This is a genomic window from Halocatena pleomorpha (assembly GCF_003862495.1).
Classification (GTDB): Archaea; Halobacteriota; Halobacteria; order Halobacteriales; family Haloarculaceae; genus Halocatena; species Halocatena pleomorpha.
The window spans coordinates 21,508-36,899 of the sequence record NZ_RRCH01000016.1 but is presented as its reverse complement, the minus strand read 5'-3'; the positions used below and the strand labels follow the sequence as shown (position 1 = coordinate 36,899).

Below are 15,392 nucleotides of genomic sequence, written 5' to 3'. Positions count from 1 at the left end.
ACAACGCCGTTCACGCCCGGCGCTCGACGGATTTGACAGCCTCTACCGGCGTCTCGATCGCCTCGAATCCTGTGAACGACGAACAGTCGTGCGTGTCAATGCCGGCGACCGGCCGACCCATATCCAACGCGTGGCCGATCTCCGAGAGCGTTCCCGTGTTCCCAGCAACGGCGATCACCGCGTCGCTGTTCACCACCACGAGGACGTTGCGCGCGTTACCAAGTCCAGTGACGATCACCGTTTCAGCGTATTCGTTGGCTTGGGTTCGATCAGTTCCTGGAAGCAGCGCGATGCTGTCCCCGCCACGCTCTGCACTGCCCCGACAAGCTGCTTCCATTACGCCGCCCCGTCCGCCACACACTACCGTGTGCCCGCGTTCTGCGAGCAGCCGACCGACCGTTCTGGCAGTCGCGTACGCTTCAGTCTCATCTTTCACGCGTCCGCCACCGATTACAGCGACTCTCATCGGTGCTTCGTATTGCTGGCACTCTCATGGTCGTTTTCCCCGAATCACCACTCCATCCCGCCGTTGACGCCAATAACCTGCCCGGTCATGTAGCTCGATTCGGGGCCTGCGAGAAAGCGAACGATGCCAGTGACATCCTCGACCTCCGCAAAGCGGTCGAGCGGAATCCGTTCTTGGAGGTGTGTTTTGACGCGATCAGGCACTGTTTTGAGCATATCCGTTTTGACGAATCCTGGAGCGACACAGTTGGCCGTTGAGCCGGATTGCGCCATCTCTAAAGCGAGCGTCCGTGTGAATCCGAACAGCCCGCTTTTGGTCGTGGCGTAGTTGGCCTGTCCGTGGTTGCCCTGTTGTCCAACCACTGATGAGATGTTGATCAGCCGGCCGTTGTCTGCCCGACGGAGATCCTCGAACAGACAGTGGGTGCAGTTGAACACGCCGGTGAGGTTCACCGCTACCACAGACTTCCATTCTGCCGGCGTCATGTTCTCGAACGTCCGATCGATCGTGATCCCGGCGTTGTTCACTAACACGTCGACAGCTCCGAACGCGTCGTGGATCTGATCACACATCGACGCCACTGCGTCGTACTTCCCGACGTTCGCACGACACGCGATTGCGTTCGCTCCTGCGTCCTCAATCGTGTCGACAACTTCGTGAGCGGCCCGCTCCGATGTCCGGTAATTCACGACGACATTCGCCCCGTTGCGTCCCAACTCCTCAGCGATTCCACGCCCGATTCCCCTCGATGCACCGGTAACGACACACGTCTTGTCCGTGTACATATCCGGGCTATCAGTCCGAAAATGTAAAATTCAATCTACTTATTCTATATATGATATAGTGGTGCACGGAATATTTATTGAGGATGAGGGATCCATCACGGGCGGGTCCTTCAGTCGATCGTATCGAGCCAGCGCTCGATACGCGAGGCACTGACCTGTGCAGCCTCGGCGGCGGTTTCTACGTCCGTGGCTTTGAGATCGGCAATCGTTTCGATCCCGGCGTCCTGAAGGCGTGACGCGTAGGTTCCACCGATCCCCTCGATCGATTGGAGCTCGTTCGATTCGTCTGCTGTCTCCTCGGCATCGGTCTCCTCGTCGTGTTCGCCCGCCGCTTCGACATCGATCGAAATAGCGGCGTCGTCCCGGTCTGGTGTCTCGGTCGTCGTCTCCTCCGTTTCGTCCGTCGGTTCAGGATCGGATCTGTCGTGGAACCACTGGCTCACGTCGGGCCAGACTGCCTCGTGAGCGCTCCCCGAAACGGATAGTCCGATGTGGCCGGTGGGTGACTCGATGACGGAGACGTCCTCGCTGGCAACCACGTCGTTGAACGGTGTTGACGCCGACGCGGGCACGAGGTGGTCGTACTTTCCGATGATCTGCAGCACCGGCATATCGATTTCTGCGAGATCGACCGCTTCGTCCCCGATAACGAGTTCGTTTTCGTACAGCTTGTTGTCCTGGTAGATATCCTCCAGAAACTGAACGTACGTCGTGCCCGGAACGTCGATCCCTTCGGACAGCCACCGTTCCATTCGGGCGAAGTTCTCTACGAAGTCCTCGTTTTCGATGTTGTCGTACAGTCGGAGATACTTACTAACAAAGTTCGAAACGGGATCCATCAGCGCGAATCCGACATCGAGCATTTCCGCCGGCACGTTTCCGTACGCCTCGGTGACATCGCTCGGATCGTAATACTCCTCATCACCCCACTGTTCGAGAACGCCACCGGTGTTGTCGAAACAGAGCCCGGCCGCCATCAACCCGAGCGCGTTGACTGAATCAGGATTGATCGCGGTGTACATCGTGGCCATCGTGCCACCCATGCAGTATCCGAGTAAGTTGATCGACTCCTGTCCGGAGCGTTCACAAACCTCATCGACGCAGTTTGCGATGTATCGATTGACGTAATCGTCGAGCGTGAGCACCGAATCCAACCGGGACGGCTCGTTCCAGTCGATGAGGTACACGTCGTGGCCCGCCTCCAGCAGGCGTCGAATGACGCTCCGATCGGGCTGTAGATCGAGGATGAATGGTTTGTTGATGAGCGCGTACACGACGAGGATCGGAACGTCGCTTTGCGTTTCAGTCCGTGGTTCGTAATGGAGCAGCTCAAGTTTGTTTTCGGTGTACACCACCTCACTCGGCGTCTGGCCCACGTCGACGGACGCCATCTGGTCGGCGCGCTCAGGGGCAACCGAAAACTTCGAAAGCGGCTCCGTCGTCGCCGTGAGAAGTTCACGCTGTGCGCTGAGTGCGAGCGTAAACGGATCCATCGGCGACGAACTGATTTCCGTGTTCGTGTTCGGTGCCATCGTTTTATTCGAGTTGTTCGAGAATCCGGTCGAGTTTCTGCTCAACGCTGTGCTGGCGTCGTTCGAGTTCAACTAGCCGGGTTGCTACTTCATCGACTTCTCCGCGTGTTACGAGACCGAGCTGGGCCAGCGTTTCCTGACTGATCTCCTCGGTCTGCTGTTGGAGTTCCATCATCGTTTCGACCACGTTTCCCGTTCCAGCCGCGAACGCAGAGGTGCTCATCACTTCCTTGAACGCCTCGTTCGCGGTCCGTAGCCAGATGTCACGGAACTCACTCGGCGGTACCTCTTCACCTTCGGCGGCGTCGGCGGTTCGGTCGAACATCTCATCAGCGGCGTCCATCCACGCCTCGTAGGCGTGGCTGTACGCCTCGAACCCTTCCGACAGCATCTCCTCTTCGGGGATCGACTGCTCCATCGCGTCAGCCCACGATTCGACGAATTTCGCCTGTGCCTCTATGTTCTGCTCGACGGATTGGGCCATCGTTCCGTTCAGCCGATCGATCAGCTGATTCCAATGCTCCAGTACGTCATCACCTGCGTCGCTCGTAGCCATTGCTATTCAACTACGCAGCTCCGGATTCGTTCGAGCTCTGCAGTGATTCGAACTGCTTTGCTTGTTTTTCAAAGCGCTCGTGGAACTGTTCGGCCTGTTCTTGGAAGCGCTGTTGGAACTGCTCCGTCTGGGTTTCCATCTCTGCTTGTAACTCCTCCATCTGCCCTCCGACCTGTTCGAACGCGTCGGTCGTCTGCGTTTCAATGTCTTCGTGAGCCGTAAGCAGGATCTCGGTCTGGGCAGCGAGCATCTCAAGGTATTCCTCGATTACCTTGTCGTATGTTTCTGCACCGTTTTCCATCTCTTCTTGTGCGGTCTCGAACGATTCCGCGTGGGTTTCGAGTAGCGTGTCGTACTGTTCATCGACAGTCGTGCGGATCTCTTCGACTGAACTAGCCAGTCCAGGAACTGCTGACTCGACCGTGTCGAGATACGTGTACAGTGCCTTGCGAGACAGCTCGACGCTTTGGCGCTGTGCTTCCTCTTGATTGTCGATGTTCTCGATGAGCGCCCAGTTCATATTCTGGTGTAGCTTGATCGACCGCTCGAACATCTGTCTGCCGTGCTCGAACGTGGTTCGTTGCAGCTCGAACGCTGTGGTTATCGGAGTCATGTACTCACTCATTGGTCTCACCTGTGTCTCGGTTTCGTTTAACTGGGATGACAATGGTCTGAACGATGTCTCCCTCCTCGATGTCGAGCGCCTCTCGCTCGGCATCCGGAATACTGAGTCGGCCGCCGCTTTGCACTCGGGTTTTGAACGTTGCAGTCTGGCTCAGCGCCCCCAGCTGGGTGCCGAAATTAAGCCCGGACGGATCGGACAGCTCAAGGAGCTGACTGAGCATCTTCTGCTGGTTGTCTATCGCCTGCTCGCTGGCCTGCTGCACGCCCCGCGTGAACAGTGCTGGCGGCCACATGGGTCCATCGTTCTCGCCTGTCATCGCCTGATACCATCAAACACCGCCAAAACCTTAAGAACTTCGTTGAAAACCATTCGCTACCATCTAATACCATTCAATGCCGTAACATCTGTCAATATTGCGTGAGGATCCGATGGTTTTTAACCTCCGACCGCCAAGTACCACCGTTCATGAGCTCCGGGTCATCCCCGTCTATACTCCGTGCGTGGACGCGGTCGTCTTCTCTGTTGTTCAACAGTATGATCGAGGCGAACCGGGCCGCTGTCGCTACACTCGGTGTTCCGACCGTCGGATCGACACCCGAAAAAGACCAGATCGAACCCGACAGCGTTCTCGACGAGTGGGACGTTGAGCGATCACTACAGCAGGATGAATCACTCTCCGTTGGTGACTCCGTCCAGTTTTCAAAACCACTTTCGGCGGACGATGTCGATCAGTTTGCGGCTGTCAGCGGTGACACCAATCCGATCCACCTCGACGCAGAACAGGCCGAACAGACGCGATTTGGTGGACGTATCGTTCACGGAGCGTTGCTGTCTGGGCTGATCAGCGCAGCACTCGCTCATCTTCCCGGCAACATAATCTATTTATCACAGGAGACACAGTTTTTGCGGCCGGTTTCCGTGGGTGATCGTGCCACTGCCTCCGTCGAGATCGTCGAAGCGTTTGAGGAAAACCGCTACCGGCTTCGGACGCAGTTGCTCGACGCAGACGATGAGATCGCCATCGAAGGCGAGGCAACGATACTGATCGATGATTCGAACGATTGAGTGGTTTTCTACTTTTCGACGGTGAGTAGCACCGTTCGTTCACGAACGAGTTCGGGGATTCCCACGTCGGTCGCAGCCAGTTCTCGATCCGTGATATCGAAATACGACCGCACACGAGACTCGTCGTAGTTGCCGAGGGTTGATTCAGGGTCAAGCAGTTCATAAACCGCGTTCGCGGCCGCGTGTTCCTCGCCACCGTCGATGAGCACAACGGTCGGCGTGGCTCCCGTTCCGACGCCGATTTCGAGCGCTTGATCGATCTGTCGCCGGCCCGCCGCGTACAACAGCGTTTCGACCGATCGCTGCCGAGCGATGTTCTCCTCCCGTTCAATAGCTCGGTCTGCGAGCGAGAGCGCCCGTCGGAGGTGTGCACGATCGACCACGTATCTGGCATCGAACGCTTGGACGGTGGTTTCGTATTCGGTCCCGATTGCGTTCAGGCGCGAGACGAACGCCGCAACCGTCTCAATGTGGGCGATCCCTTCGACTACCTCCATCAGAAATCACCGAGTTGAGATTGGTCGGCGTCCGTCGTTCGTGCGTCTGTGGTGTCCGTCGGTTCCGTCTCGGGACGGGACCGCTCGCTTGGGTTCACGTTCGTCATGTCTGGCTCGGTGTGGCCGACCTGTTCGAGGACGCGCTCGGCGGTTTTCCGCCGCCCCCGGAGCGCGCCGAGCACGACGCTTTTGTCGGCGTTCCGAAGATCAGCTCGTGTTTCGATGCCCGCTTCGAACAGCCGTCGAGCGCGCTTTCGTCCGATGTGTCGCACATCAGTGAGACCGATGAGATCCTCGCTCACCCCGTGTTCGACGCGTTTTCTAGCGGTGTTGATCGCCGGTGCGATCGATAACTCCAGCTCTCCGGCGAGCCGTTCGGTCGCGCCGAGGAGCCACTCAGCGGTGTCGACCTTCCCACGGATGTCGCCCGGTCCGACGCCGTAGCGATCGGTGATCTCGTCTTCATCGACTTCTCCCGCCCAGTCTTCGAGCAGTCGTGCCGTTTTCAACGCCGACAGCCACTCCTCGAAGCGGGCTTGCTCGAATTCGCTCGGCATCGCTCCGAGGAACTCCGTCTCGCGTTCGTAGGCCGTCGTCGTGTACTCTTCATCCTCGCCAGACCGGAGATACAGCTCGTACATGTCCGGTGTTCGGCAGACGAGTTGGTACAGTCCGAGGGGCGTTACGTCGCTCGCCCCGCGAAGCCCGTCGATGATCTCGGCCGCGCTCATCGGATCGAGATACAGCCGTGAGACGGTGTGTCCGAGGCTCGTCGCGTCGAGCGACTGGGCTCCGTCCTCTCGCTCGGATTCAAGGAATTCGTTCACGAGAAGGTAGTCGATGCAGTCGTCAGTCACCCGTTGCAACTCATCGCTGTCGCTCGTTTGGGTGGCATAAAGGGTTTGGTCGAGGAAGGTGAGCAGCCCCTCGCGGCTGTTTGCCACCCCCGAAGCGACGGTTGCGAGGATGTGCGTGCGTAACGCGGGTTCGGCAGCGAGCTTCGAACGGACCGGCTCGGGATCGGCCCACACGTATTTTTCAAACAGTTCATCCAACTCGTCGTGACTGTTCGCCAACAGCAGCGCCTCGCCGTAGGGGTCGCGTCCGGGTCGCCCCGCGCGTCCGAACATCTGGTGGACTTCGAGCACAGACAACGGAGCCATCCCTCCGACAGAGCCGTCGTATCGCCGCCAATCCCGGACGACCACGCGCCGCGATGGGGTGTTGACGCCGGCAGCGAGCGTCGGTGTTGCCGCTACGACCTTGATGAGGCGGTCACGGAACGCGTCTTCGATGAGCGTCCGGCTTTTCCGAGACAAGCCAGCGTGGTGAAACGCCGCACCGCGCTCAACGGCGCGAGCCAGTTCCGTGTTTGTTTCTGTGTCGCTCGCCTCCCGGATCTCCGTGGCAACCGCAGCGAGTTGGTCGCGTTCCTCCGAGGTGAGTCGCTCATCGGTGACGCTTCCAAGGCGCTTCGTGGCCCCCTCAGCGTTTCGTCGGGAGTTGACGAACACGAGTGTCGAACCACCGTCTGTGAGCGTGTCCCGGACGATTGCGGCCGTGGGTTTCTCCCCCGAATTGACCGATAGCTCCGTCCGTGAGCCGTCATCGAAATGCAGCGCTTGCCCGTAGTGGACACCGGTTTGGAGATCGATCGGTCGCCAGTGGGAATCGATGAGCGCCGCGTCGAGCCACTCCGCGACTTCCTGGGCGTTGCCAACAGTCGCAGAGAGCGCCACTGTCTGGACGTTTGGGTTGCGCCGTCGCAGTTTCGCCAGCGTCACTTCGAGCGTCGGTCCGCGATTCGGATCGTCAACGAGATGCACCTCATCAGCGACGACACACGACAGCTCCGAGATCCACGGCGCGCCGTTGCGAACGAGCGAATCGACTTTCTCGCTCGTGGCCACGATGATGTCTGATGACGCCAGCCACTCACCACTGGATTCGTAGTTACCCGTCGAGACGCCAACCGAAACGCCGTACTCCTCGTACTGCTCGAACTCCCGGTGTTTCTCGCTGGCGAGCGCGCGCAATGGGACGATGTACAACGCTTTCCCACCTCGCTCGACGCTCGAAAGCATCGCTAGTTCTGAGATGAGCGTCTTCCCGCTCGCGGTCGGCACGCTCGCAACCACGCTCTCGCCCTCCGTTACGCCCGCTTCGACGGCGTCGGCCTGTGGCGGATACAGGGTCTCGATACCACCATCACGGAGATGCCTGGGTAGCCATGACGGCACCCCCGGCACCGATTCGACATCCATTATTCCCTGGTAGCTCGGTTTTCCGGTTTAACCCTGCGGTGCAAGGCGCTGTGCCGATATTGATATATTTCAGACACGATCCCGACGGGAAGCTCATCGAAAAACGAAACCGTTACGTCGATACTCCGCAAAGAACCACCACGGGGCTGTGGGTTAGCCTGGTATACTTGCGGCCTTGGGTGCCGTTGACCTCGGTTCAAATCCGAGCAGCCCCATTCTCTTTCGGTCCGATCCGTTTTCTCGGTCCGTGGACGACGATACAGTCACGAGCGATCGCCTTGTTTATCCGTTAGCCACGGATACGATCGATTATGGTGTGTCGGCAGTGTGCGTCGCCGCTCGACCGACCGGGCGATTACTGTTTAGTGTGTCACACGCCGAACGCCGACACTGTCGTACTCGAACTCAGCCGGGAACGCGCTCGCGTGACGGCGCTGTTAGACGAGGAGATTGTAGCCGCTCGTGAGATCACGACGACACCGGAGTCGGGCGAGGATGAGACGGTCGAACTGCGGAACTTCGCCAGCTTGATCGCTGATGATGTCCGCCGAAAACGTCCCGAGGAGGTGTACGCAACCGGTGACCGATCGGTGTTGACGGCTGTCAGAACGCTGCTTCACTACTCGTTGTACCGGATTGAGGGCGAGAACGCCGTCGAATCGGTCATCGAGCGCCGTGGAAAGCCGGCGCTCGATGTGGTCACCGCACCGCTCTCCGAGAAACTCGGCGGATCGCACACGACGCTCATCGGCGGTCGATCCGGGCGGGAAGCGGTCGAGACGGTTGCCGAACATCCTCACGTGAAAAAGCTCGTTCCCGGCCCGATCGACGCAAGCGGTGGCGGATCTCGTTCGGGCGTGCGCGCGAAGGCGACGCGGGCTGATAACAACGGCAACGTCCGATTGCTCGTCCGGGATGGGTCGAGCGTGCAGGAAAACCGGATCGTCACGACGGCCTACGACCGCGACACTGGCGAACGGGTGCGCGAGGATCTGAACGAGGCGCTTCAGGCGGCGACGCTTCAGGAGTGAACACACAGCTGTCGATTCGAACTCAACGGATTTATACCCGTGATCGGATTAGAGACCGTATGGCCGACAATCAGGGACAAATCGGGAGTGCAGGCCGATTCGGCGCGCGCTATGGACGTGTTGCCCGTCGCCGCGTCAACGAGATCGAAGCCGAAATGGAAAACGCGACCGTTGACGGCGATTCAGTCACGCGCATCGAAACCGGGATCTGGGTGAACGAAGAGACCGGCGAGAAGTTCGCTGGCGGTGCGTACCGGCCCGAGACCCCCGGCGGAAAAACCGTTCAGCGGTCGATTCGCGCCGCGCTCTCAGAGGACGACGAATAGCATATACGTCACTGTCCACTGGATCAACGTATGAGTTACAAGTGCTCTCGGTGTAAACGAGACGTTGAACTCGACGAATATGGGGGGGTTCGCTGTCCGTACTGCGGGCACCGCGTCCTCCTCAAAGAGCGCAGCCGCGACGTGAAAGAGATCAACGTCGAGTAACCCCGTTCGTAACGATCGCTTTCACACGTGTTTCCATCGACCGTCCACCTCGCGTTCGAGTACGCTGACGCGGAACGCGCGGCGCTCATCGAGCGCAGCGTCAGTCAAGAAGTCGGTGAGATCAACGGAGATCGAAGTCGTACGACGATCGAACGGGACGACACGACCGTCGAGGTGTCTATCGAAGCCGATGATCTCGTCGCCCTTCGGGCCGGACTGAACACGTGGTGTACTCTTCTTGATGTTGCCGAACGGTGTTCGGCGCGCTGAATTGATCCCGATCGAACGGAGTAGAACACGTGCCTTTTTGCATTGCGGTCCGACAGGGTACGTATGCAGGGAAATCTTCCACCAGAAGCAGAAGAGAAGATCGAGGAGCTACAGGACCTCCAAGAGACTGCTCAGCAGGTTGCCGTCCAGAAACAGCAGGCGGAAACCACGCTGAACGAGACGGAAACCGCGCTTGAGCAACTTGAGGAGATCGACGAGGAGACCGCGATGTACCAAGAAGTCGGTGAACTACTCGTCGAAACGGAGTACGACGAGGCCGAGACGGATCTCGAAGAGAAACAGGACAGCCTCGAAATCCGCGTCGAAACCCTTGAAAAGCAGGAGAGTCGCGTCGAAGAGAAGTTCGAGGAACTCCAACAGGAGCTCCAACAGCTGTTGAGCGGTACGGGCGCTGGCGGTCCACAGGGTCCGCAGGGTCCCGGCGGTCCGGGAATGGGCGGTCCGGGCGGCGACTGAATCTTCGCATGCCAACAGACACGGAGGTAGTGCGGACGCCGCCGACGCGGCAGAGGGCGTGATCTACTCCGAGTACAAACAGTCGCGGGTGAAAGATGTCGACGTGACCGTCTCGTTCGAAGACGGGATCCTCGACCTCGACATCTATTTGAACCCGCCAGACGATCCCGATGTCGATCCCGAGCGGGTCACCAACGACGCCGTGGCCGCTGCCCACGCCGCCGTTGATGAGCTGTTTGCGTCCGAAGCGTAACTACGGTTCGACGCACGCCGGAAGCGCCGTTCGTCACGCGAAGAAGAAGATCAAGGCACTCACAGCGATCACAGCGAGGATGAACGTGCCGGCGAGCGCGCTGCCCATAGAGGTCATGGCGTTCGCGTGGCTGGCAAGCGTTTCGGTGCGGTCGTTGCCGAACACTGTAACCGTCGCGTGTTCGGTGTTCATCCCGGCTTCGACGGGTTCGAGATCATCGACAGCCGCCTCGGTCAGTCGAACGATGAGATTCATGAGCGCCTCGTGAGGGATCTCCGATCCGACCTGATTCTCGGCTTTGACGGTGTTGACGACGTGTGTATCAGTAGTCATTATTTCTGCCACATCGATTGCCACGTCGATGGATCGGTCATCGCCACCATCAGCAGCGAACGCGACGCGCTGGGCCTTCCCGGTGATCGTTTCCACGATGCGATCTCGGAGTCCAGGATCCATGTTGTTGCCGTCGATGAGGACGTACGCCGTCCGCTGGTCGGCAACCTCGACGACGGCGACCCGGACGCCGAGCGGACCGATCCCGTCTTGCGGTCGCCACTCGGTGCGATCCCACGCGACGCCGAGTGACAGCGACTGCTCACCAGCGTCCACGAGCCTCGCGCCGGCCGTGTTCGCTGCGTCGATCAGCGAGAGCGATCGGCGGCTCCCTGGCGTAACGTGGCCGGGATCGAGACCAGACAGTCCGTTGTTGCAGTTGTGGGCGTCAACGAGCATGATCGAATCGAGCCCGTCGCGCTGGGCGTGGGCGGCCGCGGACAGACCGACCGCGTACGCCACGTCGTCTACGAACGCCGGCGAATAGCTCCCGACCAGCAACGCCCCGCCGCTGAACGACTGTCCGACGATCGACACTTCGCCCGCCGTCGTCTGTACACTCGGTGACGCACTCGACCCGTACTCGATCCCCTCGTAAGCCCGGTCTGCGGCGTCGATGACGGTGTCGACTTCCCGCTCGGTAACGAGGTTGAAGTCGTGACCGGCGGTCGCGTGTGGCGGAAATCCGAGTCCGTCCGTGCTTTGGGCGACGCGCTTGGGAAGGTTGCCCCCACCGATCTCTCCCATCGGGCCGGGGTGGATCATCGGCAGCACGAACCGAGCCTTTTCGGTGTGATCGCGCTTCCGTCGGAAGGAAAGAACCGTTACGGGAACGATTGCTTGCTCTCCAAGCTGTTCGAAGAAGTCCTCAAGCTCGCGGGTCCCTTCCGCGATGTGGCCGACGAATCCCCGAATGAAATCGAGGACGCTCACGCCGAGACTGTTCTGCCATGGACGATCGATCACGAGGAGGAACAACCACACTGCGACGGCATACACTACACAGATCGCGGCCAGTAAGAGGAAATCGTCCGGGGCGATCTCCGAAAACCCTTCGGGGGCGTGGCTCGACCGGGCCAAGAACGATCTGACGATCGGGCCACCGATTTCGAGGTACGTGAGCGTCCCGCTGTAAATGAACAGCAGTCCCCCGCCGGCAACGGTCTGAATGCTCGCCGGGATGGCAGCGATGAGCATCGATTTGCGCGAGATCGCCATTACGACGAGTAGCCGAATCGCAAACACGCTTGCGAGCGACGCGATGAGCGTGTCGAAGATGAACCGCTGATCAAACGATGTGAGCGCCGACAGCGCACCCGCAGCCGTCAAGATGACGACCACAACGAGTTCACAGAACAGAGCGAGCAGCGACGCACGGTTGGGTGTGAGCTGTCCGCCGACGCGCTGGTCCACGTACGGCGTGAGAACACTCGCAAGCACGGTCGGTACGCCGACGAAGAAGATTCCTTGCCACGCATCGCCAAGGAGATATTGGGTGTCGAACGCCGCGATTCCCATGAGCGCAGCGATGACTAGCGAGAACGCAACGCTTGCGTACCAACTCGGTGCGCGGAAAATAAACCGCGAGAGTTCAGCGAGGTCACCCTGCGTTCTCGTCATACATGAGCCACCACGGACTACTCACAACGACGGCGGAAGTTCTCGAACAACTCGGTCCCGGCTTCGGTGTGTGCGACCTCTGGATGCCACTGTACGCCGTACAGATCGCGCTGGGGATCGCTCATCGCCTCGATGGCACACACGTCGCTCCGTCCAGCGAGCGAGAAGCTAGGTGGCAACTCGGTTACCTCATCAGCGTGACTGGCCCATACGCGGGTTTCGGGCGCGAGCGAACCGAGGAGCGGATCGTCTTCATCCACCACCTCGACGGTGACATCCGCGTAGCCGCCGTACTCTCCCGTCCCGACTGTTCCGCCGAGCGATTTCGCTATCAGTTGCATTCCAAGACAGATCCCGAGCACAGGAATATCGAGATCGAGATACGCTGCACAGTTTCCGGTGTCGTTCATGTCAGGACCGCCGGAAAGCACGAGTCCATCGGCCTCGATCTCTGCCGGTGGTGTCGTGTTCTCTAGAAGAGTGGTGTCCACACCGAGATCACGGAGCGCCCGATGCTCCAAATGGGTGAACTGTCCGTGGTTATCGACCACGTCGATACGAACCATTAGGCGCGGTAGTTCATCGACACGTATATACCTCCTGAAACGTAGCGCCGGGCGTACCGATCACTCCTATTGGCGTTCTGCCGCCGATTGGAATTCGAATTCCGCTTGTTCGCACGTTCGGCGGGCTTCGCGGGCCGCGATCGCCGCTTTGGAGGGGGAGACAGCATCGTCGACGCGCGCCCACGAATCGTGAACGCGGGCGTGACACCACCGGCAGAGGGTGACGGTGATCTCGTGGGTGGGCGGCTGAGCGTTTTCCTCTGCCTCACGGTCGGCATACGAGAATGATTCGACGGATGACGGGCACCGAACACCTATCACCTTTCCCATCGAGAAACCCGCATGCGAATCGTCCACGAGTCGGGTCGGGTGCTCGCAACGGATGTCGAACTCGCTGATCGGACATCGATCTTCGGACAGCATCCATCGGTGATCGGACGACACTCGATGCCCGAAGCGTCCGCGCTGGCGGTTCGGTTCGAGGACCAACAGCCACGGACTGTTCGTATGCCCTTCATTTTTATGTCACTCGACGTGTGTTGGATCTGTGATGGGATCGTTGAGGCGGCGACCACGCTTCGGCCGTTGATCGGTCATGGGAGTGCTGCCGCCGATACAGTGCTCGAATTCCCTGCGGGAACGCTGGCGGAAAACGGCGTCACCACCGACGATCGGATCGAGCTACGGACCCCGGTCTGAGCTGGCGGATAATTCGTGTGAGCAGTCACGGAGCGGTGGCGGTAGGCGGTAACGCAAGCATGTTCCCCGCGAGCGGTAGCGAGCGGCTTTTTTGCCCCATCTTTGTTGCGTGAGTGGTGCAGAGCGGTGGCGGTGGCGGAGCGGTAGCACGAGTACGTTCCCCGCGAGCTTTGCTCGCGGCTTTTTTGGTCCAGATTTTTTGCGCGAGGGTGGCCTTCGGCCACCCTCGCGGAAAAAAGGTGGGTGTGCAATATCTGTCGGACTCCTCCGAACTATATACGTCCCCCTCACACCCATAGATGGTTAGCATGACCGGTGACCGATTTATTCGGGGGGCACCCCGAAACAACCACTCTCTCAGACTCTGAGGTACAGTTTCTAGATACGACGTTGCGGGACGGCGAACAGGCACCTGGTGTGTCACTCACGCCGACGGAGAAGGCAGAGATCGCCACAAAGCTCGACGGCGCTGGCGTGAGCGTCATCGAGGCCGGCAGCGCTTGTACCGGTGCGGGCGAGCGGGAAACCATCGATCGGGTGACGAGCCTCGGTCTCGACGCGACGGTAACGAGTTTCGCTCGTGGCGTCCAACGCGACATCGATCTCGCGCTCGACTGCGGCGTCGACGGCGTCAACCTCGTGGTACCGGCGAGCGACCGCCACATCGAGGGCAAAGTCGAAACGACCCGCGAATCAGTGATCGAGACAACGGTCGAACTCACTGAGTACGCGACCGACCACGGTCTCTGGGTTGAGGTGCTCGGTGAGGACGGCTCACGGGCGGATCTGGATTTCCTCGAACAGCTGATGGAACGCGCGTTCGAGGCCGGGGCCGATCGGGGCTGTTACTGCGATACGGTCGGGCACGCGACCCCTGACCGAACGCTATCAGTCGTCTCCCGGCTCGCGGCGCTCGGGCCGATGAGCACGCACACCCACGATGATCTCGGGCTGGCAGTGACGAACGCGCTGGTGAGCGTCGCCGCGGGTGCTGATCTGATTCACGCCACCGTCAACGGGATCGGAGAGCGGGCTGGCAACGTTGCGTTGGAGGAGGTTGCCATCGCGCTCGAACACGGCTACGATGTCGAAACGATCGACACGGCCGCGCTGTACGATCTCGCACAGACTGTAGCGGGATCGACAGACGTGCCGCTCGCGCCGAATAAGGCCGTCGTGGGCGAAAACGCCTTCACCCACGAGTCGGGCATCCACACCGACGGCACCCTCAAAGACGAGGCAATGTATGAGCCGTACCCCCCCGAACTGGTGGGTCGTGAGCGCCGACTCGTCCTCGGCAAACACGCCGGACGCGCCGGCGTCCGAGCAGGACTCGAAGAACACGGCATCGACGTGACCGACGAAGAACTCGGCACGATCGTCGATCGGGTGAAAGCGATCGGTGACCGAGGCAGGCGTGTCACCGACGCGGATCTGCTCACCATTGCTGAGGAGGTGCAGGGACGCGACACCGACCGGCGCGTCGAACTGCGTGATCTCACCGCCGCCAGCGGCGGCCCGACACCGACTGCAAGCGCGCGTCTCGCTGTCGATGGCGAGGAGCGGGTCGCAAGCGGTGTTGGCAGCGGCCCAGTCGACGCGGCAGTGAGTGCTGTCAGAGATGCGCTTGCCATCGACGCAACGCTCGAATCCTACCACGTGGACGCGATCACCGGTGGGACCGACGCGCTCGTCACCGTCGAGGTTGAGGTCTCTCACAACGATCGGTCGGTAACGGTTACGGCAAGCGACGCCGATATCACCCGCGCCAGCGTGGTCGCCATGGTCGACGCGTTCGATCGACTGCTCTCAACCACCACGCCGCTACCGATCGCAAACGACTGATCGGGATCGTCCCGCAA

18 protein-coding genes, 1 tRNA gene and 2 pseudogenes are annotated in these 15,392 nt (G+C 60.1%); 10 read left to right on the top strand and 11 right to left on the bottom strand.

Going from position 1 to position 15,392, the window contains the following annotated elements; translation table 11 throughout:
• Window positions 1–10: 10 nt before the first annotated feature.
• The 6 genes from EIK79_RS08070 to EIK79_RS08045 all read right to left on the bottom strand — a co-directional run bounded on the left by EIK79_RS08070 (window position 11) and on the right by EIK79_RS08045 (window position 4,280).
• Window positions 11–466: a TIGR00725 family protein gene (locus EIK79_RS08070; RefSeq protein WP_124954612.1), complete on the bottom strand. Its 456-nt coding sequence runs from the start codon at window positions 464–466 to the stop codon at window positions 11–13.
• Between the two features lie 44 nt (window positions 467–510).
• Window positions 511–1,251, bottom strand: a complete 741-nt coding sequence (locus EIK79_RS08065; RefSeq protein WP_124954611.1) for a beta-ketoacyl-ACP reductase — start codon at window positions 1,249–1,251, stop codon at window positions 511–513.
• 110 nt (window positions 1,252–1,361) lie between these two features.
• Window positions 1,362–2,783 (bottom strand): class III poly(R)-hydroxyalkanoic acid synthase subunit PhaC, encoded by a 1,422-nt coding sequence (gene phaC / locus EIK79_RS08060; RefSeq protein ID WP_303645418.1) that lies wholly within the window; start codon window positions 2,781–2,783, stop codon window positions 1,362–1,364.
• A 4-nt stretch (window positions 2,784–2,787) separates the two neighbouring features.
• Window positions 2,788–3,339, bottom strand: a complete 552-nt coding sequence (locus EIK79_RS08055; protein WP_124954610.1) for a poly(R)-hydroxyalkanoic acid synthase subunit PhaE — start codon at window positions 3,337–3,339, stop codon at window positions 2,788–2,790.
• Window positions 3,340–3,349: 10 nt separating this feature from the next.
• Entirely contained in the window at window positions 3,350–3,952 is a 603-nt protein-coding gene (locus tag EIK79_RS08050; protein ID WP_185715561.1) for a hypothetical protein, read from the bottom strand.
• A gap of 4 nt (window positions 3,953–3,956) precedes the next feature.
• On the bottom strand, window positions 3,957–4,280 hold the full coding sequence (locus tag EIK79_RS08045; RefSeq protein WP_124954609.1) for an AbrB/MazE/SpoVT family DNA-binding domain-containing protein: 324 nt from the start codon (window positions 4,278–4,280) through the stop codon (window positions 3,957–3,959).
• 149 nt (window positions 4,281–4,429) lie between these two features.
• Here EIK79_RS08045 and EIK79_RS08040 point away from each other — a divergent pair, with 149 nt between their 5' ends.
• Window positions 4,430–5,029, top strand: coding sequence for a MaoC family dehydratase (locus EIK79_RS08040; RefSeq protein WP_124954608.1), 600 nt, complete (start codon window positions 4,430–4,432; stop codon window positions 5,027–5,029).
• 8 nt (window positions 5,030–5,037) lie between these two features.
• Here EIK79_RS08040 and cgi121 read toward each other — a convergent pair whose 3' ends face one another.
• Together cgi121 and EIK79_RS08030 are read right to left on the bottom strand one after the other, a co-directional pair.
• On the bottom strand, window positions 5,038–5,526 hold the full coding sequence (cgi121, locus tag EIK79_RS08035; RefSeq protein ID WP_124954607.1) for a KEOPS complex subunit Cgi121: 489 nt from the start codon (window positions 5,524–5,526) through the stop codon (window positions 5,038–5,040).
• Window positions 5,526–7,790 (bottom strand): ATP-dependent DNA helicase, encoded by a 2,265-nt coding sequence (locus EIK79_RS08030; protein ID WP_124954606.1) that lies wholly within the window; start codon window positions 7,788–7,790, stop codon window positions 5,526–5,528. The genes cgi121 and EIK79_RS08030 overlap by 1 nt, the downstream gene beginning before the upstream one ends.
• 142 nt (window positions 7,791–7,932) lie before the next feature.
• On the opposite strand from EIK79_RS08030, the gene EIK79_RS08025 reads away from it, so the two are divergent.
• The 7 genes and pseudogenes from EIK79_RS08025 to EIK79_RS07995 all read left to right on the top strand — a co-directional run bounded on the left by EIK79_RS08025 (window position 7,933) and on the right by EIK79_RS07995 (window position 10,312).
• A tRNA-Pro gene (locus tag EIK79_RS08025) sits at window positions 7,933–8,005 on the top strand.
• 96 nt (window positions 8,006–8,101) lie between these two features.
• Entirely contained in the window at window positions 8,102–8,821 is a 720-nt protein-coding gene (locus EIK79_RS08020) for a DUF2103 domain-containing protein (protein ID WP_124954605.1), read from the top strand.
• Between the two features lie 59 nt (window positions 8,822–8,880).
• Window positions 8,881–9,147, top strand: coding sequence for an eL43 family ribosomal protein (locus EIK79_RS08015; protein ID WP_124954604.1), 267 nt, complete (start codon window positions 8,881–8,883; stop codon window positions 9,145–9,147).
• A 30-nt stretch (window positions 9,148–9,177) separates the two neighbouring features.
• On the top strand, window positions 9,178–9,312 hold the full coding sequence (locus EIK79_RS08010) for a DNA-directed RNA polymerase subunit P (RefSeq protein ID WP_124954603.1): 135 nt from the start codon (window positions 9,178–9,180) through the stop codon (window positions 9,310–9,312).
• 27 nt (window positions 9,313–9,339) lie between these two features.
• Entirely contained in the window at window positions 9,340–9,582 is a 243-nt protein-coding gene (locus EIK79_RS08005) for a KEOPS complex subunit Pcc1 (RefSeq protein ID WP_124954602.1), read from the top strand.
• A 63-nt stretch (window positions 9,583–9,645) separates the two neighbouring features.
• Window positions 9,646–10,059 (top strand): prefoldin subunit beta, encoded by a 414-nt coding sequence (locus EIK79_RS08000; RefSeq protein WP_124954601.1) that lies wholly within the window; start codon window positions 9,646–9,648, stop codon window positions 10,057–10,059.
• A gap of 8 nt (window positions 10,060–10,067) precedes the next feature.
• A pseudogene (locus EIK79_RS07995) lies at window positions 10,068–10,312 on the top strand (DUF3194 domain-containing protein).
• Window positions 10,313–10,345: 33 nt separating this feature from the next.
• Here the strand turns inward: EIK79_RS07995 and EIK79_RS07990 are convergent.
• From EIK79_RS07990 to EIK79_RS07980, 3 genes and pseudogenes are all read right to left on the bottom strand, one after another.
• Window positions 10,346–12,265 carry a DUF2070 family protein gene (locus EIK79_RS07990; protein ID WP_124954600.1) on the bottom strand — a complete coding sequence of 640 codons (1,920 nt, stop codon included), beginning with the start codon at window positions 12,263–12,265 and terminating at the stop codon, window positions 10,346–10,348.
• A gap of 17 nt (window positions 12,266–12,282) precedes the next feature.
• The gene (locus EIK79_RS07985) at window positions 12,283–12,831 is read right to left on the bottom strand and encodes a GMP synthase subunit A (protein ID WP_124954599.1); all 549 of its coding nucleotides are present in this window, start codon (window positions 12,829–12,831) and stop codon (window positions 12,283–12,285) included.
• Window positions 12,832–12,897: 66 nt separating this feature from the next.
• Window positions 12,898–13,113, bottom strand: a pseudogene (locus tag EIK79_RS07980) (DUF7097 family protein); the annotation flags it as partial.
• 60 nt (window positions 13,114–13,173) lie between these two features.
• On the opposite strand from EIK79_RS07980, the gene EIK79_RS07975 reads away from it, so the two are divergent.
• Complete coding sequence (locus EIK79_RS07975) at window positions 13,174–13,530, top strand: DUF192 domain-containing protein (RefSeq protein ID WP_124954597.1); 357 nt, start codon at window positions 13,174–13,176, stop codon at window positions 13,528–13,530.
• Window positions 13,531–13,845: 315 nt separating this feature from the next.
• Entirely contained in the window at window positions 13,846–15,375 is a 1,530-nt protein-coding gene (locus tag EIK79_RS07970; RefSeq protein WP_124954596.1) for a (R)-citramalate synthase, read from the top strand.
• Window positions 15,376–15,392 lie beyond the last annotated feature (17 nt).